At 57.2% G+C, this 26,403-nt stretch carries 24 protein-coding genes; 9 read left to right on the top strand and 15 right to left on the bottom strand.

Features of this window, described 5'->3' with window-relative positions:
* Positions 1–103: 103 nt before the first annotated feature.
* From C4885_RS09970 to cls, 7 genes are all read right to left on the bottom strand, one after another.
* Complete coding sequence (locus C4885_RS09970; protein WP_114000194.1) at positions 104–973, bottom strand: N4-gp56 family major capsid protein; 870 nt, start codon at positions 971–973, stop codon at positions 104–106.
* Between the two features lie 413 nt (positions 974–1,386).
* Positions 1,387–1,566, bottom strand: coding sequence for a hypothetical protein (locus tag C4885_RS09965; RefSeq protein ID WP_114000193.1), 180 nt, complete (start codon positions 1,564–1,566; stop codon positions 1,387–1,389).
* Entirely contained in the window at positions 1,556–2,917 is a 1,362-nt protein-coding gene (locus C4885_RS09960) for a hypothetical protein (protein ID WP_114000192.1), read from the bottom strand. The genes C4885_RS09965 and C4885_RS09960 overlap by 11 nt, the downstream gene beginning before the upstream one ends.
* 27 nt (positions 2,918–2,944) lie before the next feature.
* Positions 2,945–4,183: a PBSX family phage terminase large subunit gene (locus tag C4885_RS09955; RefSeq protein WP_114000191.1), complete on the bottom strand. Its 1,239-nt coding sequence runs from the start codon at positions 4,181–4,183 to the stop codon at positions 2,945–2,947.
* On the bottom strand, positions 4,180–4,395 hold the full coding sequence (locus tag C4885_RS09950; RefSeq protein ID WP_114000190.1) for a hypothetical protein: 216 nt from the start codon (positions 4,393–4,395) through the stop codon (positions 4,180–4,182). The genes C4885_RS09955 and C4885_RS09950 overlap by 4 nt, the downstream gene beginning before the upstream one ends.
* A gap of 205 nt (positions 4,396–4,600) precedes the next feature.
* Positions 4,601–4,882 (bottom strand): hypothetical protein, encoded by a 282-nt coding sequence (locus C4885_RS16305; protein WP_147237821.1) that lies wholly within the window; start codon positions 4,880–4,882, stop codon positions 4,601–4,603.
* A gap of 161 nt (positions 4,883–5,043) precedes the next feature.
* Entirely contained in the window at positions 5,044–6,582 is a 1,539-nt protein-coding gene (gene cls, locus C4885_RS09945; protein ID WP_158538869.1) for a cardiolipin synthase, read from the bottom strand.
* 384 nt (positions 6,583–6,966) lie between these two features.
* Between cls and C4885_RS09940 the strand changes: the two genes are divergently transcribed.
* Entirely contained in the window at positions 6,967–7,380 is a 414-nt protein-coding gene (locus C4885_RS09940; RefSeq protein WP_114000188.1) for an Hsp20/alpha crystallin family protein, read from the top strand.
* A 328-nt stretch (positions 7,381–7,708) separates the two neighbouring features.
* Here the strand turns inward: C4885_RS09940 and C4885_RS09935 are convergent, their stop codons facing one another.
* Complete coding sequence (locus tag C4885_RS09935; protein ID WP_158538868.1) at positions 7,709–8,593, bottom strand: DegV family protein; 885 nt, start codon at positions 8,591–8,593, stop codon at positions 7,709–7,711.
* A gap of 202 nt (positions 8,594–8,795) precedes the next feature.
* Here C4885_RS09935 and C4885_RS09930 point away from each other — a divergent pair, with 202 nt between their 5' ends.
* The 5 genes from C4885_RS09930 (at position 8,796) to C4885_RS09910 (ending at position 15,060) form a co-directional block, all read left to right on the top strand.
* Positions 8,796–9,188: a thioesterase family protein gene (locus C4885_RS09930; RefSeq protein ID WP_114000186.1), complete on the top strand. Its 393-nt coding sequence runs from the start codon at positions 8,796–8,798 to the stop codon at positions 9,186–9,188.
* A 232-nt stretch (positions 9,189–9,420) separates the two neighbouring features.
* On the top strand, positions 9,421–11,757 hold the full coding sequence (locus tag C4885_RS09925) for a SpoIIE family protein phosphatase (RefSeq protein WP_158538867.1): 2,337 nt from the start codon (positions 9,421–9,423) through the stop codon (positions 11,755–11,757).
* Between the two features lie 314 nt (positions 11,758–12,071).
* Positions 12,072–14,150, top strand: a complete 2,079-nt coding sequence (locus C4885_RS09920) for an elongation factor G (RefSeq protein ID WP_114000184.1) — start codon at positions 12,072–12,074, stop codon at positions 14,148–14,150.
* A gap of 162 nt (positions 14,151–14,312) precedes the next feature.
* Complete coding sequence (locus C4885_RS09915) at positions 14,313–14,543, top strand: DUF4318 domain-containing protein (protein ID WP_242979531.1); 231 nt, start codon at positions 14,313–14,315, stop codon at positions 14,541–14,543.
* Positions 14,544–14,691: 148 nt separating this feature from the next.
* Positions 14,692–15,060 (top strand): endonuclease domain-containing protein, encoded by a 369-nt coding sequence (locus C4885_RS09910; RefSeq protein WP_114000183.1) that lies wholly within the window; start codon positions 14,692–14,694, stop codon positions 15,058–15,060.
* A 185-nt stretch (positions 15,061–15,245) separates the two neighbouring features.
* On the opposite strand, the gene C4885_RS09905 is transcribed toward C4885_RS09910, so the two are convergent.
* Positions 15,246–16,097: an N-acetylmuramoyl-L-alanine amidase gene (locus C4885_RS09905; RefSeq protein ID WP_114000182.1), complete on the bottom strand. Its 852-nt coding sequence runs from the start codon at positions 16,095–16,097 to the stop codon at positions 15,246–15,248.
* 381 nt (positions 16,098–16,478) lie between these two features.
* Positions 16,479–17,552, bottom strand: a complete 1,074-nt coding sequence (locus C4885_RS09900) for an LCP family protein (RefSeq protein ID WP_158538866.1) — start codon at positions 17,550–17,552, stop codon at positions 16,479–16,481.
* A gap of 324 nt (positions 17,553–17,876) precedes the next feature.
* Between C4885_RS09900 and C4885_RS09895 the strand changes: the two genes are divergently transcribed.
* Positions 17,877–18,128, top strand: a complete 252-nt coding sequence (locus tag C4885_RS09895) for an AbrB/MazE/SpoVT family DNA-binding domain-containing protein (RefSeq protein ID WP_114000180.1) — start codon at positions 17,877–17,879, stop codon at positions 18,126–18,128.
* Positions 18,129–18,220: 92 nt separating this feature from the next.
* Here C4885_RS09895 and C4885_RS09890 read toward each other — a convergent pair whose 3' ends face one another.
* On the bottom strand, positions 18,221–18,907 hold the full coding sequence (locus C4885_RS09890) for a helix-turn-helix domain-containing protein (RefSeq protein ID WP_199488098.1): 687 nt from the start codon (positions 18,905–18,907) through the stop codon (positions 18,221–18,223).
* Between the two features lie 572 nt (positions 18,908–19,479).
* On the opposite strand from C4885_RS09890, the gene C4885_RS09885 reads away from it, so the two are divergent.
* Positions 19,480–20,118 carry a histidine phosphatase family protein gene (locus C4885_RS09885; protein ID WP_114000179.1) on the top strand — a complete coding sequence of 213 codons (639 nt, stop codon included), beginning with the start codon at positions 19,480–19,482 and terminating at the stop codon, positions 20,116–20,118.
* Between the two features lie 84 nt (positions 20,119–20,202).
* Here the strand turns inward: C4885_RS09885 and C4885_RS09880 are convergent, their stop codons facing one another.
* Complete coding sequence (locus tag C4885_RS09880; protein ID WP_114000178.1) at positions 20,203–21,651, bottom strand: DUF3048 C-terminal domain-containing protein; 1,449 nt, start codon at positions 21,649–21,651, stop codon at positions 20,203–20,205.
* 204 nt (positions 21,652–21,855) lie between these two features.
* Positions 21,856–23,379: a DUF3048 domain-containing protein gene (locus C4885_RS09875; RefSeq protein WP_114000177.1), complete on the bottom strand. Its 1,524-nt coding sequence runs from the start codon at positions 23,377–23,379 to the stop codon at positions 21,856–21,858.
* A 256-nt stretch (positions 23,380–23,635) separates the two neighbouring features.
* Between C4885_RS09875 and C4885_RS09870 the strand changes: the two genes are divergently transcribed.
* Positions 23,636–24,520 carry a hypothetical protein gene (locus tag C4885_RS09870; RefSeq protein ID WP_114000176.1) on the top strand — a complete coding sequence of 295 codons (885 nt, stop codon included), beginning with the start codon at positions 23,636–23,638 and terminating at the stop codon, positions 24,518–24,520.
* 98 nt (positions 24,521–24,618) lie between these two features.
* Here the strand turns inward: C4885_RS09870 and C4885_RS09865 are convergent, their stop codons facing one another.
* Both C4885_RS09865 and C4885_RS09860 read right to left on the bottom strand, forming a co-directional pair.
* The gene (locus C4885_RS09865) at positions 24,619–25,389 is read right to left on the bottom strand and encodes a sulfite exporter TauE/SafE family protein (protein ID WP_114000195.1); all 771 of its coding nucleotides are present in this window, start codon (positions 25,387–25,389) and stop codon (positions 24,619–24,621) included.
* The gene (locus tag C4885_RS09860) at positions 25,379–25,834 is read right to left on the bottom strand and encodes a MarR family winged helix-turn-helix transcriptional regulator (RefSeq protein WP_158538865.1); all 456 of its coding nucleotides are present in this window, start codon (positions 25,832–25,834) and stop codon (positions 25,379–25,381) included. The genes C4885_RS09865 and C4885_RS09860 overlap by 11 nt, the downstream gene beginning before the upstream one ends.
* Positions 25,835–26,403: the final 569 nt, after the last annotated feature.

Here is a 26,403-nt window from a genome sequence, read left to right as displayed (position 1 = left end):
GCATCCAGTATTATCTGCGCTTTTGGCTTAGCATCTGCCGTACCTCGCTCGCCGTATCGGCACTTAGAATTATGCGGCATTGCCCTTTGTTTTCAGATACACCTTAGGCCTTGAACTTTGCCAGCACCACCTTGGCCTCGTTGGAAAGCACGGCAACGTAAAATTCGTCCGCTGTGATCTCGGTGGTGCGGATCTTGGGTTTGCGCTCGGTTTCCACATTCACCGCGCGCTTGCGGTAAATGGTCAGAGCGGGCACCTCGTCCTCGTTGTCGTGGTCGGCTTCCAGCTTGATGATAGGGCAGGCATAGCACTTGGTTTTGCCGGAGCCAACCTCCACCAGCGGCACCTTTTTGCTGGGCACCACACGGCAGCCCGCAATGGAGCCGATCTCGCCGGACATCCGCACATTGGCGGGGTACTTGTCCGTGCTGGTGAATTCGGCGTCCTTTCGCAGCTGGGTCACCTGTTTAGGATGAACAAAGATTACCTTTTCGGTGGCCTGCTCTTCCTGCAGGGCGTCCACCGCATCCACAACGCCCGCATAGCTGATAATGCCCGCCGAGCCATCATAGGTCAGGGTAGCGGTCTGCAGCACATCCATGCAGTCGTTATCGATCTTGGCGGCAATAGCCATGGCCAGCTGGGTGTTGGCCTCCCCCACCGGGTTGCCGTAGCCGGAAAGCACCGCTTCATCGGTCAGGCCAATGCCCTTCATGGCCTTTTTTACGGTGGCTTTGCGGGTGGATGTCGTCATCTTTTCAATGGTCACAGCCTCGCCCTCGGCCACAATGTCGGCATCGCCGATGTAGGCATAGGCGGGCACCGTGATGGTATCGCCGGGGACACCGGCCAGGGTATCATCCACCTTGGCAAAGGGTGCCACGCGCAGCTTTTTGGGGATTCGGGCGGACACCATGTCCCCCATCACTTCCGGGTCGATCAAATCAGCAATTTTGGTATAAGTATCTGCCATAGAATTTCTCCTTTAATCAATCAATTTTTGCGGGTCTATTTGACCCGTTCAGCTTATCGAAAAGTTCAAGGCAACACCGCACAATTCCCGCCTTACGGCTTAAGCACCGCTCCGGCGGCTGCGGCACGGCATCTGCGTTGCCAAAATGCTCGATAATACATCCAGTATTATCTGCGCTTTTGGCTTAGCATCTGCCGCACCTCGCTCGCCGTATCGGCACTTAGAATTATGCGGTATTTCCTCAAATTTTGCCTTTTGCCTTGTAGAGCATGCGGGGGCGAGCAATGTTTACCCGCAGGTTCAGCGTTGCAGCATTATTTTAGAGCGTCTTGCTCATGGCAAATGGCGGCGGGCGCACACTGCGCCCCTACGAATCACTTTTCGACGGTCTGCGGCAAGTCTATTCGTCCCGCTTACTTTTCCCGCAGGCGGCGGTAGGTATCGGGGTCGCTGTGCTTTAAGGCAAGGCGCTCCCGGTAGCTCATGCAGGCAAATTCCGCTTCACGGTTCAGCAGCGGGGCACTGCCGGTTCCGGCGGCATAGGGTGCGGGCTGCACCGGCTGTGCGGTGGGGGTTGTCGATTTATGCTCCAATCTGGGTTTCTCCTTTCTTTTCTTCGTTGTTTGCGGGGGCCGCTTGTGCTGCCTGCGGCATCAGCTCCTTACGGATCTTTGCCAGCTGGGCGGCATCGGCATGGGGCAGGTCAAAGTACCAGGCAAGGGCCAGTTCCGGCCGCAGCAGGCCGGATGTTACCATGCTCATGTACTCGTTCCAGGTGCGGGTGCGGTCAAACAGCACGCCATCGCCCCAGTCCATCGTCAGGTCTTTCCCGGCGTCAAAACTCAGGCCCGGCATGCCGTACACCTTGCCCAGCGCGGCGCACAGTTCCAGCGCCTGGCCGGCACCGTTCTGCCACATAGCCTGCAATTCCTGGATGGTCAGGTTATAATCGCCCTCGCTGGAGGTGATTTCCGTTGCGGTGCGCTCGGTGGCTTCCACCTCGCTCAAAATGCCGCGCTTGAAACCGATCAGGCTTTCGCAGCTGCGCAGGATATCCTGCTTGCGGGCCAAAAACTGTTCCACCCGCAGCTGCGGGCTGTACACCGTCACTCCCACGTTGGCGGGGTCATCCGGCAGGCCGATGAAAAGATCATCCTGCAAGGTGCGGCGGCCATAGCCATCCTCCCGTAGCAGGTCCTCCGAGGCAAACACACGGGAAGCACCGTTTTCAAACTCCTGCCGCATCTGGTATTCCAGCCGGGCGGCGCTGTGCATCAAGCCGGCGGCAGGGGCATATACCGCCACGGCGTCGGGGCCGCCATCCACACAGTTCAGCAGCGGGGTGCGCAGTGCAGCCAGACCAACGCCCCGCACCCCCGGCAGCAGCAAACTTGGCTGCAGCTGGGCGGTGGCGGGCAGCGTCGCCAGCGGTAACTCCCGGCCTAACGCCTCACCCGCCAGCTCAAACAAGCGGGTCTCGATGGTCAGGCCGTCCGCCCCAGCGGTGCGGCGCTCCAGCAGCAGGTAGCCGCGGCCATCGTGGCGCAGCACCTCCATGGTGCCCACGCCGGTCAAAGCGCCGTGGGCATCGCGGCCAAGGGGTGCATAACAGTCCCGCCGGATGGGCACAAAGTCAAACCCGCGGCCATGCAGCACCGGTTTCAGCAGGCATTCACCGCCAACCAGTGCGTACTGCATGGCCTGCACCCGCACGGCATCCAGCGCCTGCAGGCTGGGGGCCAGGGCTTCGGCGGTCCTGCTTTCATACTCCGCAAACACGGTACGGCACAGCTTGCTGACCACCAGCACCGCCAGCCGGTCGGCGGCGTCCTCGCCGGGGGACTGGGTGCCGTAATAAAGGTTCAGCCATTCCCGGATGGCCGCCTGCATCCGGGCCGAGGTCACATCTCCCCGGCCGAATGCCTGTTCCAAGTAACTTTTCAATCCATTCCTTCTTTCCTATTTGTGGGTTCAGCTGCCGCGCCGCCGCCACACGCTTTCCAGCGCATAGCGCACCGCGTCAATGTGGTGGTTGTCGGCGTCCGGCCAGGCGTTGGTCACCTCCCCGGTTCGCGCATCCCGCAGGTATTCATAGCCGGTAAACTCGGCTGCAGTTTCGGGGCAGCGCACGGGGTCAATGATGATAGCGTTCAGGCTTTGCAGCCACTTCATCCCGGCGGCCACACTGCCGGGACCTTTGACTGCCGCCCGGCACGGCAGGCCCGCCGCGCGGTAGTCCGCACAGCTTTTGGGTTCCGCGGCATCGGCGGTCAGCAGCGCCGTGCGGTCCAGTCCGCGGTCCAGCAGCAGGCGGGCGGTTTCCCGGTTGGGGGTGCGGCGGCGGGTCAGCTCGTCAAAGATCACCAGGGTGCGGCGGGCGGCATCGTAATGCACAGCGTTGTAGGCCCAGGGGTCCGGATACCAGCCCCAGTCCACCCCGTGGTACACCCGGTCAAAGCTCTGGCATTGTTCGGTTGTCAGGGTTTGCAGCTGGATGTTGCCAAACACTGCCGTGCCGCAGCCGACCGCTTCGCCCAAATATTCATGGCGGAACGCCGTGGGGTTGGTCTGTTCCAGGTGGGCGGCATCCGTCAAAAAGCGTTCGCCCAGCCAGGCGGGCGGCAGGTCGCGGTAGGTGGAGTGGTGCACCAGCTTGCCGGGGCGCTGTTCCAGCGCATAACGGTTGGCCCAGCTGCGCCCCGATGCCGGCGGGTTGAAGCTTTTGAATGCCAGGGTAAAGCTGCCGCCGCGGAACACGCTCTGCTCCACACTGCGCACCTCCTCGGGGCCGTCGAACTGGTCCAGCTCCTCGAACCAGGCCAGACCGATGGCTCCAAATGGCACCTTGATGCTTTTCAGCTTGCCGGGGTCGTCGGTGCCAAAAAAGAGGATCTTCTGCCCTGTGGGCAGATAAGTACACTCCATAGGGCTGACGGTGCAGCGGAACTGCTTTGCCAGCCCCAGCGCCCCAATGGCCCACTGGATCTGCGCATACACACTGGTGCGCAGCGTGCCGCCGATCTTGCGCAGCACCACCGCGTGGCAGGCGGGGTGGCGCAGCAGCTGCAAAACAAGCTCAATGGAAATATAGCTGGATTTGCCGCTGCCGCGCCCGCCCTTGGCCACCAGTTCCTGAACTGTGCCGCGGGCAATGGCGCGGTGCACCGGCCAGAACACCGGCGCTACCACATCCCGGATGCGCACCCTCATGGCGTCACCTCCTGCTCGGTGGGTGCTTCATCCACAATCACAACGGGCTCCTCCGCTGCAGCGCCATCGCCAAGGCCCAGATACTTATAAATCAGCTCCAGCGCACGCAGCTTATCGCCCACTTTTACGGGCGGGGCAGGTTCGGCCCCCAGGTCGGCAAACGCGATCTCTGCCAGTTCCGCCAGCACGCGCTCTGCCGTGATCTTTTCCAAAGCATCCCTTCTTTCTGGCAGGGGTGGCAGCCCCCGCCGGGTTTTGTTCCCGCCAGTGCAGCAGGTCCTTTTGGGAACATCTGCATCATAGCACAACAACCTCAAGTTGTCAACAGAATTCTGTAACATAATTTCAGAATTTTAGTTTGTGCTTTTGCTTTTGTACAGGATTGTTAGTTTTTATGTATTGCGCTTGTGCATCCTGTCAGCATTTTTTGCCCGTTTTGGGGTAAAAATAAACAGCATGCGCTTCACAGGTTTCTGAAATCATTTCTGTCATTTCAGGAACACTGCAAAGCGCATGCTTTGTTGTACTACTGTTGTTTATCTGTTGTTCTTTGCCGTTTGGTGCATGCTGGGGTGCAAACGTCCACATTCTGCCGGAGAAAACCCATTGTTTGCCGCAAGCACTGCAGGCAATCTGTAGGGGCCGCTGCTCATCATCGGCCCGCATAGCAGAGTGGTTCGGAACACGAAGCATGCGCACAATGTGCGCCCCTACGGTGGGGGATGCGCCACAAATATCTGCCACCTGTTACAACAAACTCTGTAGGGAACGGTCTTGACCATTCCGAAACCTTGTGGTGGATGCCATAAGCAAATCCGTAAGCGCCCCTACCTACTGGGTAAACACAAGAGTCAGCTCTATCAGCACAATGGTGCCAGCAGCCGCAGCAAGGCGGATACCATCAGGCCCGGCGCGCTGGTGCGGCATTCTTTCAGCTCTACCAGATGGGACTGTTTTTCCAGCTGCATCATAAATTCGCCCACATCGGCCAGCGCGGCACAGCCATACAGCAGGGCGGCACATTCAAAATGCAGGTACAGGCTGCGGTAGTCCAGATTGATGGACCCAACCACGGCGATCCTGCCATCCACCAGCCAGGTTTTTGCGTGCAGAAAGCCCGGCGTGAAGGTGTAGATCTTGACCCCGGAGCGGATCAGCGGCTCAAAGTAGCTGCAGGTCAGCTGGTAAACCATCTTTTTATCCGGGATACCGGGGGTATAAATGCGCACATCCACGCCGCGCTTTGCGGCCAAGCGCAGTGCCGTCATGGTGGCGTTATCCAAGATTAGGTACGGCGTGGTGATCCACAGCGTTTCCTGCGCCTGGGTGATCAGGTCCAGGTAGACATTTTTGGAAACATTCTCATCGTCCACCGGGCTGTCGCTGTAGGGCTGCACAAGGCCGATCGTCGGCTCTTCCGCCGGGAACGGCTGCTCCTCGCGGTAAGCATCCAGACCGGGATCGTCGGGGCGCTGGCTGGCCCACAGCTCCAGAAAGATCGTGGCAAAGCTCCACGCCGCGGGGCCCTGCAGCCGCACGCCGGTATCGCACCAATAGCCAAAGCGCTCTTTTTGGTTAATGTACTCATCTGCCAGGTTAAAACCGCCGGTAAAGGCGGTTTTTCCATCCACCACCACAATCTTGCGGTGGTCACGGCTGTTCATCACCAAGTTCAGCAACGGCACAAACGGGTTAAACGGCACTGCCTGGATCCCTTCCACCTGCAGGGTCTTCCAGTATTGGGCGGGCAGGCCAGTGGCACAGCCCACATCGTCATAAATCATCCGCACATCCACGCCCTGAGCCGCTTTACGACGCAGCACATCATGTACGGCATCCCACATTTTGCCCTTGGAGATAATAAAGAACTCCAAAAGGATCGATTCCTGTGCTGATTCAAGCGCTTCCAGCAAATCGGGAAAGACCGCTTCTCCCGAAGCGTAAAACTTGACGTTGGTGCCGGAATACACCGGGTAAGCGGCAAAATCCCGCAGGTAAGCTGCGGTGCGCCCCGCGCGGGGGTTGGCCTGTTCCAGCATGGCCTGTGCCGCAGGGTCCGTGCGGCGCAGTGGGCGGATGCGGTCATAGGCCCAATCCAGCTTTTTGCGCAGGCGGAATGCCGGGCGCTTATCGCCCCACAGCAGGTAGAGCAAACCGCCCTGCACCGGCATGATCATGAAAAGAACCATCCAGCTGATCTTGAACTCCGGCGCGGTGGAATCCTGCCGGATAAGCACCGCGCACATGATAACGCTCAAGGCTATCATCAGCGGGTTCAGCCAGTGCGCATAGCTGGAAAGGCTTGTGAACAAAGACCAGAACCATGCCGCCTGGATCAAAATCAGCACCCCGGTAATTACAATGCGGCTGAACAGCTTGCTGCACAGCTTTTTTATCATTCGGCCAAGCTCCTGCATGGCCCCACCTCCCTTTTATCTTTTGGTTTATCTTCTATATCATACGAGATAACACTTTAACGATACCACGCCCCATTCCTGATTTCAAGCCTTTTCCTGCCCGTTTTGGGCAGAATGAAAAAGATGTGCTATTTTCTTTATGTTTTGTTTTGCATTTCAATTTCATCGTCAAGTTGTAAATTTTATCTGCATTTAGCACTCGCATGCAAAGACTGCTAAAAATTCACGCACAGTTCACACTTTATTCATAATTATAGTGTACTGTAATACTCGTCAACAGAAAATGACACCGCTCCCAAGGGTGTCGGAGCTGCTGAGCCAATACTGATAAAAAACTTTATGGATATGTTTAAGGAGATATGACTTATGGCTATGCTGATAGACCGCCGCTACAATCCGTTCCGCGATTTTGAGGATATTGATCGTTCTTTCTTTGGCGATAACAGCCTTGCAGAGTTCAAGACGGACATTCGTGACATCGGCGATGCCTATGTGATGGAGTGCGACCTGCCCGGTTTCCGCAAAGAAGATATCGCCCTGAATCTGCACGATAAAGTGCTGACCATCAAGGCTGAGCGCCACAGCGATTTTGAGAACGCCGAGAAAAAGGGCAGCTACCTGCGTTGCGAGCGCAGCTTTGGCAGCTATACTCGCAGCTTTGATGTGACCGGCGTGGATACCACCAAAGTGCGTGCCGCTTACAACAACGGTGTGCTAGCTATCACCCTGCCCAAGTATGTAAAGCCGCAGCCCACCGCCCAGACGATTTCCATTGACTGATAAATCCAGCCATCCATTTCGCAAGATTGCCTTTTTTTGTCCTGTATATATTTCGTCTCCTTCCCATCCTCCTATCCCCGCCACTCGCCAGCAGGCTGTGAGATAAGGCCCCCGGAATGATGCGTAGTGGGGCCCGACAAAGTTGGGGCTGGCCGTAGCACTCGGTGTTCCGGGCACTTTATCTCACAGCCTGCGTCCGGGTTCCTTTCCCTACCTTACTTATTTTTTATTATCTTCCCGCTATAAAAACGAAAACCGCCTGTACTATTGAGCATCCGCTCGCCCGGTACAGGCAGTTTTTATTTTTTAAATTGTTTTGCTGGCCACGTTACGCCGGCAGCTTGCTGTTCAGGAACTGCACCCCAACGCCAAGCAGGTTCGGCCCCAGGTGTACGGCCAGGGTGGCGTCAATTTTGCCGTGCAGCACACGGTGGGCGTTGGGCAGCGCGCGGGTCAGAGCTGCTTCCAGCGCTGCGCCCTCTTCCGGCACATTGCCATCGCACACGACCAGGTTATACTCCTCGCCGGGGTGTTTGGCTGCCAGCTCCGTTGCCAGCTCAATCAGCCGCTGCTGCACACCGCGGCGGCCGCGCACCTTGGCGGCAGTGGAGATCATGCCGTCCTTGCGGTCAAAGGTCAAAATCGGTTTGATCTGCAAAAGTCCCCCCGCCAGCGCTGTGGCGCGGCCAATGCGGCCGCCGCGCTGCAGGTACTCCAGCGTATCCAGCGAAAAATACACCACCGTGTCATCGATCAGCCGCTTGGTCAGTTCGCACAGCGGGTCAAACGCCACACCGCGCACCGCATAGCGCGCCACCTGAACTGCCAGTGCACCCAGACCGATGCTGGCGCTTTTGCTGTCGAACACTTTCACGGTCAGCTCCGGGTGTTCCTCGGCGGCAAGACGCATCAGGTTGTTGGCGCTGGAAAGGCACTCTGCGATCATCAGCACGATCACATGGGTGTAGCCCTGGCGGGCGATCGCGCTGTACACATCCTCAATATCCTGCGGGCGGGGCAGGCTGGTTTTGAAATTCTCGTTTTTCTGGCGGGCATAGATCGTTTCTACCGTAATATCAATGTTATCGCGGTAGCTCTCGGTCCCACTTGTCACCACCAGCGGCACACAGAAAATGGGGTATTCTTTCAGATATTCCTGCGGCAGATCGCAGCAGGTATCGGTAATAATGGCGATCTTATTGGCTGCTTCCATTCTATTCTCCTCGATCAAAACACAAAGCCGGGCAGCGCAGCGCATTGACGGGCTGCGTTTACTTCTTTTGTATTAAAAGATATTATACCCCTGTTTTTTTGCCGCGTCAAACAGATATGCTGTTCAAACGGCAGCAAAGCGTGTATAATAAAAGGCATATTCCCCACCGTAAAATTGTTGCTGATAAAAGGAGTATTGTACTATGCTGAATCCCGGAATCAAAGGCAGCGCCAGCGTTGCCGTAACCGCCGCCAATACCGCTGCCGCCATGGGCAGCGGTGAGCTGAATGTGTTCGCCACCCCCGCCCTTGCCGCATTGGTTGAAAAAGCCTGCTGGCAGAGCGTTGCCCCGGAGCTGGACCCCGGCTGCGGCACCGTTGGCACCAAGCTGGAACTGGCCCACAACGCCCCCACACCCGTTGGCATGATGGTGCGCTGCGAAAGTGAACTGACCGCCGTGGACGGCCGCAAGCTGACCTTCAGCGCCGTGATGTATGACGACGCCGGCGAAGTTGGCCGCGCCACCCACGAGCGCTTTATCATCCAGAACGAAAAGTTCCAGAAGAAAGCCGACGCCAAAAAGGCCGCCGAATAATCATTCCGGCAATTCAAAGCACTCATTTCCAACAGCCCCACCCGCATTTTACGGGTGGGGCTGTTGCTTTGCGCAGGGGCTTGTCCGCAATGCTTTTTTGCCGTCGAAGTCCGCTTGTTTTTCCGCCTTTACCGGGCGTTTTGGGGCTTCTGCGCACAGCGGCAAAAAGTGCGGGTGCCCTCCGATACAATAATAACACCATGCACACAGCATGGTTGAGGGAGGGATCACCATGCAAAACACACCAGCCACATCATCCACCGCGCCGCGCATCCGGCAGGCTGTGCGCACCGCCAACGCCAAAACGGCACCGCCCGCCTTGCCCCGCGCCCCGCTTTTGCACGGGCTGAACCGCGCCGTGTTATGGCAGCTTGCCGCCTGCGGTACCGGGCTGCTTCTCAGTGCCGGGCAGGTTTACGGCGGGGCCGCGCCCTTTGGCCTTGGCCTGCTGCTGGGCTGCGGCAATACATATGCCCCCGCCGCCGCGCTGGGCTGCCTGGCCGGGCTGCTATTGTTCCAGCCGCTGGATACCGCCTTGAAGCTGGCGGGGGCCTGCATCGGGGCGCTGACCGCCCGCATTGTGGGCCGCCAGCTGGGCCAGACCGGCTTTTTGCCCGGCGCGGCCTGCGGGGTGGGCGTTCTGCTGTTGGAACAGGGGCTTGTCACCCTGGTGGGCGGCGCAAGCCCGGCGGATACGGCCAGCCTGCTGTGCTCCGCCGCGCTGGCCGTGCTGGTGGGGCTGGGCATCCACAAGCTCCACATCGGCACCCCGCGCGGGGCCTGCCTGTGGGCCGCCATGGCCGCCGCCTGTTTGCAGCGCGCTGCCCTGCCGGGGTTTGCACCGGGGCTGGTGGGGGCGGCGTTCTGCATTTTGTGCTGTGCCTGCGCGGGCAGCCTGGAGCACACCGCCGTACTGGCTCTTGTGCTTGCCATGGCCCTGACCGCTGCCGCCCCGACGCTCTGTTTTGCCGCGCTGGCCGTGGCTGCGGGCGGGCTGGGGACAGCGGTCTTTTGCCCCGGCGAGCGCCGCAGCGGGGCCGCCGTATTTGCTGCCGGGTGTGCGCTGGGGGCGCTGGCCGCTCCCAACCTGACCGGCGTACTCACCCTCGGTCTTGCCGCCGGGGCCGGGCTACTGGGCTTTCTGCTCTGTCCGGAGCAGGCTCTGCGGGCGGTGTTTCCGCCGCCTGCCCCACCGGTCGGCACCCAAAGCCTGACCAGCGCGGCACGCAAACTTTCCGGCGTGGCAGATACCTTATCCGACATTGCCGAAACAGTGAACGCTGTATGCAGCTGCCAGATGCCGCCCCGCGGCGAAAGCTATGACTATGTGGTAGAGTTCTGCGCCCAGCACCTGTGTCAGAACTGCGCCCGCCGCAATACCTGTTGGGTTCAGGGGTATTCCACCGCCATGGATGGGCTGTACGCCCTGCGCGGCGCGCTGGAACACAACGGCCGCGTGGAGCTGGAGGACCTGCCGGGGCAGCTTTCCACCTGCGTCCACCCGGCGGACCTGTGTGCCACCGTCAGCCACGGTTACCGGCTATGGTGCAGCCGCCGCCAGACCCGCGCCCGCGCCGAATTGCTGCGCACCGCCCTGACCGAGCAGTACAGCGCCATGGCCACAGCTTTAGCCCAAATGGCCGCCCGCCTGGGCCGGGCTGGCCTGCCGGACCCCCGGCGCGAAGCCCGCACCACCCAGTTGTTTGCTTCTCTTGGGCTGGAACCACTGGAATGTACCGTCCTGACTGATTTGGCCGGGCGGGTTACCGCCGCCGTTACCCTGCCCCGGACCAGCTTTACCCCCGGCGAGTGCCGCGCCCTGGCCGAGGAAATGGGCCGCATCTGCCGCCGGGACTTTGATCCACCGGAAGTAACCAACTGCCGCACCGTGACCATGTTGCATTTTGGCGAACGCCCGCTCTACCGCGCCGTGTTCGGCCTGGCCAGCCGCCCTGCCCCGCCGGAAACCGTGAGCGGGGATGCCTGCCGTCAATTCTGCGACAGTGCAGGCCGCGCCCAGATGCTGCTGTGTGACGGTATGGGCACCGGCAAGCCCGCCGCCGTGGACGGCCAGATGGCCGCCAAACTGACGGCCCAGCTGCTGCAGGCCGGGTTTGCCGCCGAAAGCGCTGCCCGGCTGGTCAACGTGGCACTGGGCCTGAAAAACGCAGGGCAGGAAAGCGGTGCAACGCTGGACCTGCTGACGCTGGACCTGTACACCGGGCGGGCCGGACTGTTCAAAGCGGGGGCGGCCCCCAGCTTTTTATGCCGGGCAGGCGTTGTGCGCACGCTGGATGGTGCCAGCCTGCCCATGGGGGTGCTGCCCACTGTAACGGGCCGTTCCACCGCCTTAACGCTGGATGTGGGCGACACCGTGATGATGGTCAGCGACGGTGCTTTGTGCGATGGCTCCGCCTGGCTGTGTGACCAGCTGACCCTGAGCACCCGGCTGGGCCAAAGCCCGCAGCAGACCGCCGAAGCCGTTGCCGCCAGCGCTGTGCGCCGCAGCGGGGCGCGCCAGGATGATATCACCGTGGCCATTGTGCGGCTGGAACGGCAGAAAAGCTGACAGCAAACCTGCATCATTCCAAACAGCGCAGGAATTGTGCGGTACCCCTTGGAACGGATTTCTATTCCTGCTATGGCAAAATCACGGCGGCAGCGCCCTGCCATTGCACGCACCAACGCACCAATTTTGCGCCGTGCCTGCTCGCTCATTATTCGTTCACAAATATTTTCAAAAATATTCAAAAAAACTGTTTATTTTAGGCAAAAAGTGTGGTAAAGTAAAAACATGCCAAATGTGGAGCATACCACATCACAATAAATACATATGCCGGGTGGGGAGAGCTTATCCCGGCGCGAAAAGAGGTTTGTAAGACAATGGAATACGCCAGTAAGGACATTCGCAACATTCTTGTGGCCGGCCACGCAGGCTGCGGCAAAACGACTTTGACCGAATCCCTGCTGTATTTGAGCGGTGCAACTGAGCGCATGGGCCGTGTTGAGGACGGCACCACCGCCAGCGATTTTGACCCCGAAGAAGCACGCCGCAAAGCATCGCTGAATTCCAGCGTGATTCCCGTGGAAAGCAACGGCACCAAGTTCAACCTGATTGATGTTCCCGGCCTGTTTGATTTTGAAACCGGCGCCGCCGAGGGCATCACCGCTGCGGAAAGTGTCCTGATCTGTGTTTCTGGCCGTTCCGGCGTTACCGTCGGCGCAGAAAAGGCCTATAAACTGGCACTGAAAAACAACAAGGCCCGCATGGTGTTCGTGACCAAATCTGACCTTGAAAATTCTGACTACTTCAAGATTCTGGAACAGCTGAAAATCAAGTTCGGCCCTTCTATCTGCCCCTGTGTTGTGCCTGCCCGCCTGGACGATGGCACCGTGGCTTACATCAACCTGTTCAGCCAGAAGGCATTCAAGTACGAAAGCGGAAAACAAGTGCAGATCGACCTGCCCGATATCGGCCACCGCTTTGAGGGCCTGATCCAGGCTATGTACGAAGCCATTGCCGAAACGGACGAGACCCTGATGGAAAAGTTCTTTGAGGGCGAGCCGTTCACCACCGAAGAGATCGTTACCGGCATGGCCGCAGGCGTGCGCACCGGCCAGATCACCCCCGTGTTCTGCGGCAGTGCCGTCAACCTGCAGGCATTGGATATGCTGCTGTACAACATGAAGGAGTTGCTGCCCAGCGCCGCAACCGCCGCTGTTGTTGGCGAAAACGCTGACAGTGAGCCGGTTGAAATCACCGTGGACGACACCGCCCCCACCTGCGCTTATGTGTTCAAGACCGTTGCCGACCCGTTTGTGGGCAAGCTGAGCTTTATCAAGGTCCTGTCCGGCAAGCTGAGCGCAACCAGCAACGTCATCAATGCCCGCACCGGCCAGCCGGAGCGCCTGGGCAAAACATTGACCGTATGCGGCAAAAAACAGACCGACACCCCCGCCATTGTGGCCGGTGATATTGGCGCAGTTGCCAAACTGGCCACCGCCAAGACCGGCGATACCCTATGCGATCCTGCCCGTGTTGTCACCCTGCCCGCCCCCAGCTACCCCGTTGCCTGCTACCGCATGGCTGTCAGGGTTGCCAAAAAGGGCGATGAGGGCAAGGTTTCCGGCGCGCTGGCCCGCCTGATCGAAGAAGATCCTGCCATTTCCTTTACCGTTGACCCCGAAACCAAGCAGCAGATCATCAGCGGCCTGGGCACCCAGCACCTGGAAGTTGCCGTTGCCAAGCTGAAGAACAAGTTTGGCGTTGAGATCACGCTGGAAGTTCCGCGCGTACCCTACCGCGAATCCATCCGCAAGAGCTGCAAGGCCCAGGGCCGCCACAAGAAGCAGACCGGCGGCCACGGCCAGTTTGGCGATGTGTGGATCCAGTTCGAGCCCATTCCGGGTGAGGACGTTGAGTTTGCCGAAAACGTGTTCGGCGGCAGCGTGCCGAAGAACTTCTTCCCCGCCGTGGAAAAGGGTGTGCGTCAGGCAGCCCAGCACGGCGTTCTGGCCGGGTACCCCATGGTTGGCCTGAAAGCCACCCTGCTTGACGGCAGCTATCACCCGGTAGACTCCAGCGAAATGGCGTTCATCATGGCCGCCAAGCTGAGCTACAAAGCCGCCATCCCCGAAGCCGGCCCCGTTCTGCTGGAGCCCATCGGCACCCTGAAAGCCCATGTACCCGCCGACAACACCGGCGATATCATGGGCGAAGTAACCAAGCGCCGCGGCCGCGTGCTGGGCATGAACCCGGACGAGGACGGCGAGCAGGTTGTGGAAGCCGAAGTGCCCATGAGTGAAATGCAGGACTTTACCACCTTCCTGCGTCAGCTGACCCAGGGCCGCGGCTGGTTTACCTTTGATTTTGTCCGTTACGAAACCCTGCCCCAGATGCTGGAAGCCAAAGTCATCGAGCAGGCCAAAGCCCTTGGGAACTTTGCGGAAGAAGAAGCCTGATTATAGAAAAAAAAGAACCGGTGCAAAGGAGGGTGTCCGTAAAACAGTTTCAGTCCCGGCAGTAATGTCTGCCGGGACTGTTCTTGTATATATTGTAGCCATATGATATGATCAAACAGACCGATAAACTTGAATTTACAAACATTGAAAGGAGTTATTATCATGTTGAAATTGTTTAAAAAATCTATTTGGATTCCTTATGAAGATAGCACTGTTTATCCTACTGTTGCAAAAGCACAGCAGGCAATTATCAAATATTGTGAAGATAACGGATTTTTATATGAATTTACTGCAGATGATGAAGTTGTTATAGATGGAATTAAACATGAAATATATCGTGGATATGACTCTGGAAGTCGAGGAAACTATGGCATTAAATGTAGAGAGAAGTAACTCTACAAATGGCAATTTGTTGAACTGATAAAGAGCGCACTTCTATACACCTTTCGGTGTACTGTACGGTCTGCAATTTTGCGCAGCACCAAAGCCTCCCTTGTGTAAAGGGAGGTGGCACGGCGTAAGCCGTGACGGAGGGATTGTCATGCAGCCAAAGCACAATAAGCAGTTGGTTCCTTTGGCAAAACAGCTGCGAAAAGAAATGACCAAGGAAGAACGGCACCTATGGTATGATTTTCTGCGGTCCTACCCTGTCCGTTTTTCCAGACAAAAGGTGTTGGGAAAATATATCGCTGACTTCTATTGCGCAGAAGCAAAGCTTGTCATTGAGTTGGACGGTTCTCAACACTATGAGGATAGAAACATCAAAAAAGATGCAGACCGCACCGCTTTTCTGGAGGGATATGGTCTGAGAGTCATCCGTATTCCCAACAACGATGTCGGCAGAAATTTCTGTGGAGTTTGTGAGTATATCGATGCTGCGGTAAAGCAATCCCTCAGTCAGCTTCGCTGACAGCTCCCTTTACACAAGGGAGCCCTGGGCGCTGCCGCGCCAGTGCATAACATAAAAACCGGCCTATGATCGTAACCATAGGTCGGTTTAACTGTTTTACGAACCCCGCCCAAACTGCACCGGTTCTTTTTTGCTAATTTCTCATTTCTAATTCCTAATTACCTTCAACTCCTACTTTCTGCCTTTTACCTGCCTTCCATCCATTCGCATATTGCTTCATAATACGCCTTTGCGGCCTGTTTAGCGCCGCTGGGGGTGGCAAGGCGGGCGGCATCCTGGGGGTTGGTCAAAAAGCACTGCTCCACCAGCACCGCCGGGCAGTCGGCGTCCGCCAAAAGGCGGAAGGTCGGTTCATTGTGCGGGGTCTCGTCGCTGGATTCATACACCATGCGGTTATCGTATGTATCAAAATAAATGTACCGCACACCATCCTGCCCGCGCAGGGGCTGGCCGGTCTGGGTGATCTTCTGGGCGGTCAGGCGGGCCAGGGCCACGCTCTCGTCATGGTATTGCTGCCCCGGCGGAATGGCGTAACATTCAAAGCCGCTGGCCGTGCCGCTCGGATCGGAATTGCCATGGATAGAAAATAGCAGCACTGCACCCGCGTCATTCGCGCGCTGGGCGCGTTCCGCCGGTTCCACGCGCGGCATATCGCTGTTCTGGCTTTCTTCCTCGGTAATGGTCAGCACCGGGGCATAGCGGCCATCCTGCTCCAGCAGGTTTACCAGCTCGTTGGCCACCTGCCAGGTCATCTCGTACTCCCACAGGCCGCTGCCCTCGCTGCCGGGGTCAGTGCCGCCGTGGCCGGGGTCGATTGCGATTACCGGCAGGTTCTTGTTCTGCACGGTGGTAAAAATCTTCTCTGTCAGCGTGCTGCCCTCTGCTGCGGCGCTCATCACCCCCGCGTGGGGCAAAATCACCCCCACAGTAACGGCCACCAGCGCAAACGCGAAGAGGAACATCCCTGTGCGCGCGTGCCGCTTCCAGCCGCGCCGCACCGGACGGCGGGCAGGCTGCTTTTTTCTGTAAACTGCCATCTTTTCTTCCTTACAACTCTATGGCGCCCCCGCATCCGCCTGGCGGTTTGTGTGCTGCCCTGCCGGATGCGGTTCTGCCTTAATCTGCCCCTGCCTGCGATGCAGGGGAAATGTTCTCGTTCCTGGTTTCACTCAATAAAACGATGCAGCTCTGCGTTTTGTTACGGCAACACCGCACAATTCCCGCCTTGCGGCTTAAGCACCGCTCCGGCAGCTGCGGCACGGCATCTGCGTTGCCAAAATGCTCGATAAGACATCCAGTATTATCTGCGCTTTTGGCTTGGCATCTGCCGCACCTCGCTCGCCGTATCGGCACTTAGAATTATGCGGTATTGCCTTACAACTTTTGTGCGGAAATTTTTTCCTATTGACTCTGGAGATTCATTCCTCGCCGACTGCCAGCTCGCTCAGGTTCTGCACGCTGCCTTCGATATAATCAGAATAGGCATAACTCTCCCCCGCGTCCGCTTCGCTGGCTTCCAGCGCGGGGGCGGGCAGGTTCAGGTCCTGCGGGTCACAATCCAGCCCAAAGCGCACCCGCAGCAGCGGCGCCATAATCTCTGGGTCCCACACAATCGCGCCGACGCTGTTCGTCTGCACCGCGTAAGCACTGGGGATGGTAAACACCACCTGTTCTGCCTGCAGGCTCTCCGCGCTGGCGGCAAGTTGCATCAGGGTATCCATATCCAAATTGGTCTGCATATAGGGCATAATAACCGGCACCAGCTTGGCGGCATCCACCAGGGTACAGCTTTGGGCATACCGCAGCAATCCAGCAAACACGCTGCGCAGCACGCGCTGGCGATCCATATCACCATATGCATAACTGCGGCGTTCCCGCACCAGGAACTCCACCGAGCTGCGGTCCAACAGATACCTGCCTTTGGGCAGGTAGGAACCGCCGTTCTCTATTTCCTGCGGAATATCCACTTCTACCCCGCCGATGTATTCCACAATATCGCCCAGGCCGTTCAGATCCATGCCAAGATAGCCATCCACCGGCAGGCCGGTCATGGCGGTGATTTCATCGCAAAGTCCCTGCAGACCGCCTGTCTCCCTGGCTACGGCGTTGATACGCCCCGTTGTGCTGCCCTGGCCGGTGGGGTCTGCGGCGTTTTCTTTCCCCTCGCCTGCTTCCGCCTGGCCGGTACTCCACCCCACATACAGGCTGGGCGGAACCTGCAGCACTTCCAGCTTGTTCCGGTCACAGTCCCACTGCAGATACAGGATCATATCCGTCAGGCCGATCTCTTCTTCGCCGTCCTCAGCCGAACGGTCATACCCGGCCACCACCAGGCTGATGGTACCTGTATAAGGCTCCGCCGGGTCGGGCTGGCCGGTCAGCAGCTGGCCGATGGGGTTTACACCCGCTGCAGCCGCCGATGTTTTATGCCTGGTATACCATCTTTTCGCCAGCCAAACGGCCGCCAGCACTGCCAACAATATCAGGACCAACGCAACTATTTTGCAATATTTTGCGCTTTCCTGTTTGTATCTTGCCACCCTGCACACCAGCCTTTCCAAATCCACCATCGTTATCTGTATCATATCCTGTACTGGTATCAAAGTTGTAGCAAAAGATGACCAAAACGTACATAAATTGCAATTTTTATACACGATAAAACGTTATTTTTCTTTTTTTGTCAAAAACGCCGGAAAATTTCATTTTTTCGATTGCCAAATATTGACATCAGTGGAAATTAAAGGTATACTGTGTATACAAAAAGCGTTGGTGTCGCTTTTTCCAGGTGATGTACTACGTATGAAAGAGGTTAGCCTATGAAATCTACTGGAATCGTCCGCAGTGTTGACAGCTTAGGCCGTTTTGTTCTGCCCAAGGAACTGCGAGATTCGTTTGGTATCACCACTGATACTCCCATTGAAATCTTTACCGATGGTAATACCATCCTGCTGCGCAAGTACCGCGCAGACGGCTGCTGTGACCTGTGTGGTGAAGTAACCGGGGATAGCATTCTTTTCCGCGGCAAGCGCATCTGTGCAGCCTGCCGCAAGGAGCTTGCCAAACTGTAAGCTCTGCCGCACCGTTCACCCTTATACAAACACTGCCTGTCCCAATCCCTTGGGGCAGGCAGAATTTTTGTTATTTTGCAGCGGCATCCGGTTCAGGCATTGTGCTTGCGGATGACTTCCTCACTGTTCTTGATCAGGTTCATCAGGCTGGTGGCGTGGCGCGGGTAATCCCTGGCCAGGGTCTCGGTGTTCATCTCAAAGGCAGCGGGGTCGGGGCATGCGCCGTTCTCCCCTGCCATGGTGGCCGAAAGCTCGCCTTCCTGCAAGAACATTGCGGCATCGGCGTCACGCTCCCAGCGGGCGGGCGTTACGCGGAACATGCTGGCCACATTGCCCGGCGCAGCCTGGTACAGGCGGCGGAACATGCGGTAGACGGCCAGCATCAGATAATTGCTGACGGAGGTAACCACCCGCTTATCCCTGCACTGATCCAACCGGTCAAACAAAATGTCCAGCGAATTTTCAATCAGTTTTTTATACATGGTGGGCAGCACGCTGCCGCGGTAAATGCTGCCGGAGGTTGCACCGCCGGCATCGGGCAGTTCTTCCACCTTGATGGTCTGGCCGCTGCGCTCTGCGCTGCGCCCCAAAAGGTAGTCACAGGAAACATTATAGTAATCCGCAATCTGCACCACAAATTCAAGGCCGCATTCCCGGATGCCTTTCTCATAATGGGAAAGCTGCGCCTGGCTGATGCCAAGCTCCTGCGCCGCCTGTTTTTGGGTAATGCCCCGCTCTTTGCGCAGCAGGGTAATGATGCGGTTAAATTCTATTGCCATCTTGTTGCCATCCTTCACACTTTACCAGAACGCAGCGCAAAGGCCGCACAGGGTTTGCGCTACATCGTCAGGGCGCAGGGGCCGGACATTCCGCCGGTTCCTGCAGCACCTTAGGGGCCGGCACGCCCCCGTCGTTCTGTTTTCCGCCTTGCGGGTTTGCACCGCTGCCTGCCGCCTTACACCCTGCCGGGCTTGCGGCAGATAAAGACCCCAAAATGCGCAGAAATCCCCAAAGCACACCGGAATGTAGCTTAAGGGTTCGCTGCGCCGCGTCGGGCCGGGTAGGCATCCTATTGGCAGGAACCGCGCTTTTGGCTGCGGCACAAATGCGGGCTCTACTGCATTCTACATGGTGTAAATTATATCTGCCAAAAAACGATTTGTAAACATCAAATTCGCCAATTTTTTATCAATTTTTTCGGTATTTCCTTCAAAGCGGGCCAAACAAACTAGATATTGACATTTCGCGTGTTTTCCTGTACAAATATTGTGTGTCTTTTTTCACCCGTTCTTATTTTGTAACCATTTTGTAATCTTTTTTTGCAACATATATCCGTCAGGAGGTTTTGTTTTTGAAATATTATAAACTGCATCTGATCCGCCACGGCCTGACCCAGGGCAACCTGGATGGCCGCTATATCGGCAGCGGCACAGACCTGCCCCTGTGCGCGGAGGGCCGCGCCCAGCTGGAGGAGCTGAAAGCCAAGTTCCAGTATCCGGATGTTCCGCTTGTGTTCTGCTCCCCCATGCTGCGCGCCCAGCAAACAGCGGAAGTGCTGTTCCCCAACGCCAAGCTCACGATTTTGCAGGACCTGCGGGAGATGAACTTTGGCAAGTTTGAAAACCGCCCCATCACTGAACTGGTCAAGGACCCGGAATTTGCCCAGTGGATGGACCCCACCAGCCGCACCAACCCTGATGGTGCCGAGGACCGCAAAGCCTTCTACGACCGCACCAACGTGATGCTGATGAAGCTGTTTGAATACCAGCTGCGCACCCATACCGAGGAAGCTGCCTGCATCACCCACGGCGGCGTGATCATGAACATGATGGCCAACCACGTTTTGCCGCAGCACAAGCCGGAGGAATGGATGACTGACCCTGGCTGTGGCTACAGCCTGCGCCTGGACGCCGAAATGTGGATGCGCGACCATATTGCCGAAGCCTTTGACATTGTGCCCTACGGCTACCTGGACGGTGCGGAAGAGTAATCCCGTCAACACCGCCAATATCAACCAAATGCCGCCCCTGTTTTGGCAGGGACGGCATTTTATTTTTGGGTTTTCTGTTGTGGGTCAGCCTGCGCTTTCCCCGTTGGCTGAATCCGGTTCGCGCTGGGGTTCCTCGGCGCTGTCGGCGGCGGGCTCGGTGTTCCCGTCGGGTTCCTCCGCGGGCTGCAAAGCGGCAAGCTCGGCAGCGGCGGCATCATAGGCCGCCTGGGCCTCCGCCACACGCTGGCTGGCGGCATCGTCATCGGCGCTGTCTGCCGTTCCGGCTGCATCCTGCTGGGCCTGCAGGGCTTCATTCAGGGCAGTCTGGGCCTGGTTCAGCTTGTCCTGGGCATCCGCAAGGGCCTGGGCGCGTTGCTGTTCCAGCTCAGCAGCCTCGGCGGCTTCGTCCGGCACGGCGCTGTCCAGCAGGGCCGGTTTTTCCGGCAATGCCTGCTCGTTACCGTCCCCGTCCAGCAGGCGCAGAGCCTGGCCATAATAGCCGCCCCAGATGGCAAGAAAGCTCTTGCCGGGATTCACATCCAGCGTTTTACCACTGGCATCGGTCAACTGCAGCGGCGCTGTGGCATCGCCCTTGGTCCACTGGATGGTCTCCCATCCGCCTTTTGTCAGGTAGATGCCGGTGCCGCCGGTCAGGTCATACTGGCGGGTCACGCCGTCATCCTTTACGCCGGAGGAAGCATACAGCACAAACACATTGGTGAACGCTGCCTGCTCATTATTGCCCGCATCCATCATGGGGCTGCCATCGGCATTGTTTTTCAGGTACAGGCCCACTTCCGGCGAATAAACCAGTTCTTCGGTATCCTTGTTGGAAAAGGTGATATACAGGCTTTTGGCATTCTGCTGCTCCGGGTCCTTGCGCTGGACAAAGTGGAACAGCGGCATGTTGGCACCGGCAGTATCAGTATTATAGGTTGCCAGGCCGGTGTTGATCAGATCTTTTGTGGTGTACCAGCAGTTTTCCTCCCGGTAGCCGCTGTTGGCGCGGTCCTCGTCAAAGGCAAAACCTGCGGTGCCCGCATGGTAGCCGTCCAGATCCTGGTATTGCAGCACGTTCAGCAGGTTGGAAGCATACACGCTTTTGTTAATGTGTACCGGAACGGCATTCAGCGGCAGCACCAGCTGCAGCGGCAGGTCCCGCCCAGGGGCCACCGGGCCGGCTTTTTCCACGCTGTCCACACTGGCAAACACCGCGGTCAACCCGGCAGTCTTGCCCTCGGTCACGCCCTCAATCAGCACATCCGCAGCGGCAATGCCCCACTGGGGGGTGCTGCCATCCCCGGTGCGGATGCTGACCGCCACCGGGCGCTGGTTGGTATAATCGCCCTGCTCCCCGGTCAGGGGGTTCGCTTCGGGTTCCGGCGTTGGGGTGGGTGCTTCTGTCGGCTCTGCCGTGGGCTGCGCTGTGGCTACTGCGGTGCCTTCCGCCGGGGCGCAGCCTGCCAGCAGCACAGCCAGCGCCAGGGCCGCGGCACACAGGGGGTATTTTTTCTTGTTTAAACGCTCAGTCATACAGACTCCTGTTACAAAAAAGTACCCGCCCTGCGGGCGGGCACTTTAGACTGTCGAAAAAAATTCTAAAAGCCGTTCCAAGCGGCAGACATGCGCCGACGCTTGGAATACCTTGCGAGCAAAAAAGGCATGAGAACATGCTTTTTTTTGCAATAGGGTGGTTTCAAAGGAGAGGTGCAGGAGCGTGGCGCTCCGGCGTCACGCTCAATCCGCCCAGGGGATATCCTCACCGCTGTCATCGCTGGCGGTGTCATCTGCGCTGCTCTGGTCGGCGGTATCCTGCTGCGGGGTGTTGTCCTGCTGGGGGGCAGACTCCGCGCTCTGGCTGTCATTGCTGGTATTGGTGGTGGTGCTGCTCTGGGTGGTGCTCTGGGTATTGCTTTCGGTGTTGCCCACAGCCTGGTTGTTGCGCGCTGCGCTGACCAGGTCGGTGGTGGAAGCCCCCAGGCTTTCACCCGCCTTGGCGTCGGCATCAATGGAAGTGTTGGAAGCGCTTACCGTTGCGGCATCCAGGTCAAAGTCGGCCAGGTTGCCCACCTTCAGGTTGATGGCTTCGTCCACATCCACAATGGTCACATAGCTCTTGCCAATATTGATCTCGCAGGGGGTATCGCTGCACTGGCCGTTTTCATTCAGATAGTACAGGCGCAGGGCTTCCAGCGGGGTACCCTTCTGCCAGTAGATCTTTTCGCACTTGCCGCCATAGAAGTAATAGCCGATGCCGCCCCAGCTGTATTCTACATACTGCAGGTCCGTGGTTTCGTGGCCGGGGTAGGTGTGAATATCGGTGAACAGAACGATCACATTGGGGAATTGCAGCTGATAATCGTTGTACTCTTCGTCAATGGTATCACGCCAGTTGCCGGAGAAGTTCTGCTGCATCAGGTAGACGTTGTTGGTGTTATCGTACAGGAAACGGGTCTTGTAGGACTGGCTGTGGCTGATCTCCACATATTCGCCGTCCTTCACCACCGGGCCGTCCTTGGTGGTCAGCTGGGAATCCTGGGACTGGGTCAGGTCGCGCACCGGGTTATCCTGGCGGTAATCCACAAAGTTAAAGAAAGTGGAATTGTAGGTGCGGTTCATATCCACATTTTTGTTGGTGATATACTTTTCAATGTTTTCGCCGCTGGTGTACATCGTATGTTCCAGTGCCAGGCCGTTGCCATAGCTCAGGCCGCGCCAGTTCACACGGTTGTAATCACGGTAGCCGGAAGCACCATCGTTGTTGTTCAGCAGGCCGTAATCATAATCCAGGGCGTACTGCTGCATGACAATAGACTGGCCTTCGTGGATATACAGGGCCTGCCAGGGCAGGATCAGCTGGAAGAACTGGTCACGGCCGGAACGGATGGGGCCAATCTCATCAATATCGTGGTAATCATTGAACACCGGCATAAAGCGGGTGATGCCGCCTTCCACCTTGATTTCAAACAGCATCTGCGCCTTGGAAAGGCCACGCTGCGGGCGGGCGTCCACAAGGTTGTTCACCATAAGGGCGGTAATGCGCTGGCCCTCGGGATAATTTTCGCCTTTAGCCTCGCCGGTCAGCACGTTGGCTTCATACGGGGGCAGGGTCGGGGTGGGTTCCGGGGTAGCCTCGGCCTCGCTGCTGGCGGCGTTGGATTCCGGCGTAATGGGCGAGATTTGATCATCGGTTTTGCCGCAGGCAACCAGGATCGCACAAGCTGCCATAACGGCCAGAGTGCAAAGGATATTACGTTTCATCGGCTGGGTCCTCTTTTCTGCTCATACAGCTGGATGGATAAAATCCTGCCCGGCCCAAAGCTCCGGGCAACGTATAGATTTATTGTACTTGTTTTGTAATGATTTGTAAAGATTAAAACCAGATTTTACATGTCACCGCGGCATACCGCCCACACCCCACCCGCATTTTTTTGTTGCTCTTGGCCGCCAACACTGATATAATAAATAAGTATATTTCAAGCGCAGTGCTTGTTAAAACAAAGGAGATTCTACCGCCATGGGACTTTTTTTCTCTTCTGACCGCTTTACCCGTCCCGGACCGGGCGTGCGCCCGGACGCCCCGCGCAAAAAGGGTGTTGCCCGCCTGGCCGAAATTATGGGCCGCGATATGTGGAACTTTTTCCGCGCCGGTTTCCTGGCTTTCCTGGGCTGCCTGCCTTTCATTATCGGTATGTTTTTTGCCGTTGAAACGCACGCGCTGCTGTTCATGCTGCTGGCCGGTATCATCGGCGGCCTGATTGCAGGCCCGGAGCTGAGCGCCATGGCTGATACCGTGCTGCGCAGCCTGCGCGATGAACCTGGCTACTGGTGGGAAACCTACCGCCGCGTGTGGAAGCGCAACGCCAGGGAAAGCCTGATTCCCGGCATGCTGACCGGCCTGGTGCTTTCGATGCAGATCTTTACCCTGTTCCACATGTCGGTCATCAGCGCCGGTATTGTTACCTGGGTGCTGCTGATCCTAAGCTTTGTGGTAACGCTGGGCTTGGAAAGTTACATCTGGCCGCAGATTGCCCTGCTGGATCTGCCGCTGTACGGCATTTTGAAAAACAGCCTGCTGCTGTTCTTGGGCTACTTGCCCCGCAGCCTGGGTGCCATCGCCATCAAAGCCGTGTATTGGGGCGCCATTTTGCTGTTCTTCCCGCTGACGACGATCATTCTGCCGTTCACCAACTTCTGGCTGCCGATGCTTCCTGCCCTGCTGTGCATCTACCAGCCGCTGAACAAGTGCTTTACCATTGAAAGCACCATCAACAAGATGCGCGAAGACGAACTGAACGCCGCCCTCGCCAAAGATAACGAGCCCCTGCCCGAAAACCCCACCGAGAAAGCCGAAGAATCCACCGAAGCTTCCTCCGACGACTCTTCCTCCGACGTCCAGTAATCCATTTACTAAACGATATAAAAAAGCGCACAGCGCCCGATCTATCGGCGCTGTGCGCTTTTTCCTTTCATTGCTAATTTCTAATTACTCATTCCTAATTATTTAATGTAGTTTACCCCCATGATCGCCACCCCCAGCACAACCAGCACAACGCCGGTGGCGCGGTTCAGGGTGGCGGGGCTGGCCTTGTTGGCGAAGCGTGCGGCAATGCGCGCCCACAACAGCGTGGACCCAACACAGAACACCAGGCACCACAGGTCCGGCATACCGCCGATGGCAAAGTGGCTGACGGCACCGGTAAAGGCTGTAAAGGTCATAATGAATACGCTGGTACCCACAGCGGTTTTCAGCTCATACCCCAGCACACTGGTCAGGATCAACAGCATCATCATGCCGCCGCCTGCACCGATAAACCCGCAGATAAAGCCGATCATCACACCACAGATCACCGACTGTACAAACCGCTTTTTGGGGTCTACCGCTTCCATTGCGTTCTTGGTGGTCATAACCGGCTTTACAATAAACTTAACGCCGAGCAGGAATGTCATAAATACCGAGAAACTGCCCATCGTGCTGTTGGGCACCTGGCTGGCGATCCAGCTGCCCACCATGGTAAAGCACAAAACCGATACCATCATCACAACGCCGTTGCGGATGTCCAGATTTTTGTTTTTGCCATAGGTATAAGCGCTGACCGCGCTGGCCAACACATCGCTGGCCAGTGCAATGCCCACAGCCTCGTAAGCGGGCATATCCAAAAAGGTAATGAGCATCGGGCTGATGACCGCCGCCGCGCTCATGCCGGCAAAGCCGGTGCCAAGGCCCGCGCCGATGCCGGCAATAAAGCACACGATAAATTTAATCAACATTGTCATTGTTTTTATCCTCCAGATACTTTTCCACGTTTTTGCGGATGCGCTCCATGCTGCGCTGCATATGCTCCAGCTCTTCGGGGGTAAATCCATCCAACAGCGCCGCGCCAAACTGTTCCTGTGCGCTGCGCCCGGCCGCTATTATCGGCTGCGCGGGGTCACACAGGCGCAGGTGGGCGGTTTTGCGATTTTCCAACTGGTATTCCCGCCGCAGGCAGCCGCGGGCTTCCAGATTTTTGATTGCCGCCGACACCTGAGATTTTGCTAAAAAACGAACCTCCACAATATCGGTTGCCGTATCATAGCGGGTGTTGTTCGCTAAAAACAGCAAAATATCCAGCTCAATGCGCGTTAAGCCATATTTAGCGCACACCGGGCTGACAAATTCAGAATATAACGTTTTTACCGCGTTCTGTTGCTCCAGCGGGTTGACCAGCTGCATTTCGCATTCTCCTTTCTGTATTTTGTTCATTTTTGAACTATTTTACCACAGCTTTCTCTTTTGTCAAGAGGGGCACCAGCTGCCAGGTTTTTACACTTGTCACTTTAGCCGCTATTTTTGTTCATTGCTCGCTTCTCTGTTTTTTCGTTATGGTCATGGGCTTTACTTTCCCTGTCAACGCCCTCTGCCTGAAAGTGCACAGCTTTTGGCCCACTGTTCTTTTGCACGCCAGTCACAATGTATTTGTGCGCTCCATCTTTAATGCCGCTACTGTGAACGGCCCTTATACACAATACTATCAATTATTTTTACTTTTTGTCTTACCTATTAAAATAAGAATGTCATAAATGATTAACCCATGATGGAATCTTTCCTTCACGGTGAAAAAAACTGCCTGTCATTTTTAGGGCAATACCGCATAATTCTAAGTGCCGATACGGCGAGCGAGGTGCGGCAGATGCTAAGCCAAAAGCGCAGATAATACTGGATGTCTTATCGAGCATTTTGGCAACGCAGATGCCGTGCCGCAGCCGCCGGAGCGGTGCTTAAGCCGTCAGGCGGGAATTGTG

The sequence above is a fragment of the Subdoligranulum sp. APC924/74 genome, assembly GCF_003324125.1.
In the GTDB taxonomy this organism is placed as follows: Bacteria; Bacillota; Clostridia; order Oscillospirales; family Ruminococcaceae; genus Gemmiger; species Gemmiger qucibialis.
Note: the sequence above shows the minus strand (reverse complement) of the source record. Positions and strands in the feature narration are given on the sequence as shown.

Excerpts from the sequence above, each read along its gene's own strand:
- C4885_RS09970 (WP_114000194.1), bottom strand. The coding sequence starts at position 973 with ATGGCAGATACTTATACCAAAATTGCTGATTTGATCGACCCGGAAGTG.
- C4885_RS09955 (WP_114000191.1), bottom strand. The coding sequence starts at position 4,183 with ATGAGGGTGCGCATCCGGGATGTGGTAGCGCCGGTGTTCTGGCCGGTG.
- cls (WP_158538869.1), bottom strand. The coding sequence starts at position 6,582 with ATGATAAAAAAGCTGTGCAGCAAGCTGTTCAGCCGCATTGTAATTACC.
- C4885_RS09940 (WP_114000188.1), top strand. The coding sequence starts at position 6,967 with ATGGCTATGCTGATAGACCGCCGCTACAATCCGTTCCGCGATTTTGAG.
- C4885_RS09935 (WP_158538868.1), bottom strand. The coding sequence starts at position 8,593 with ATGGAAGCAGCCAATAAGATCGCCATTATTACCGATACCTGCTGCGAT.
- C4885_RS09930 (WP_114000186.1), top strand. The coding sequence starts at position 8,796 with ATGCTGAATCCCGGAATCAAAGGCAGCGCCAGCGTTGCCGTAACCGCC.
- C4885_RS09925 (WP_158538867.1), top strand. The coding sequence starts at position 9,421 with ATGCAAAACACACCAGCCACATCATCCACCGCGCCGCGCATCCGGCAG.
- C4885_RS09920 (WP_114000184.1), top strand. The coding sequence starts at position 12,072 with ATGGAATACGCCAGTAAGGACATTCGCAACATTCTTGTGGCCGGCCAC.
- C4885_RS09915 (WP_242979531.1), top strand. The coding sequence starts at position 14,313 with ATGTTGAAATTGTTTAAAAAATCTATTTGGATTCCTTATGAAGATAGC.
- C4885_RS09910 (WP_114000183.1), top strand. The coding sequence starts at position 14,692 with ATGCAGCCAAAGCACAATAAGCAGTTGGTTCCTTTGGCAAAACAGCTG.
- C4885_RS09905 (WP_114000182.1), bottom strand. The coding sequence starts at position 16,097 with ATGGCAGTTTACAGAAAAAAGCAGCCTGCCCGCCGTCCGGTGCGGCGC.
- C4885_RS09895 (WP_114000180.1), top strand. The coding sequence starts at position 17,877 with ATGAAATCTACTGGAATCGTCCGCAGTGTTGACAGCTTAGGCCGTTTT.
- C4885_RS09890 (WP_199488098.1), bottom strand. The coding sequence starts at position 18,907 with ATGGCAATAGAATTTAACCGCATCATTACCCTGCTGCGCAAAGAGCGG.
- C4885_RS09880 (WP_114000178.1), bottom strand. The coding sequence starts at position 21,651 with ATGACTGAGCGTTTAAACAAGAAAAAATACCCCCTGTGTGCCGCGGCC.
- C4885_RS09875 (WP_114000177.1), bottom strand. The coding sequence starts at position 23,379 with ATGAAACGTAATATCCTTTGCACTCTGGCCGTTATGGCAGCTTGTGCG.
- C4885_RS09870 (WP_114000176.1), top strand. The coding sequence starts at position 23,636 with ATGGGACTTTTTTTCTCTTCTGACCGCTTTACCCGTCCCGGACCGGGC.
- C4885_RS09865 (WP_114000195.1), bottom strand. The coding sequence starts at position 25,389 with ATGTTGATTAAATTTATCGTGTGCTTTATTGCCGGCATCGGCGCGGGC.
- C4885_RS09860 (WP_158538865.1), bottom strand. The coding sequence starts at position 25,834 with ATGCAGCTGGTCAACCCGCTGGAGCAACAGAACGCGGTAAAAACGTTA.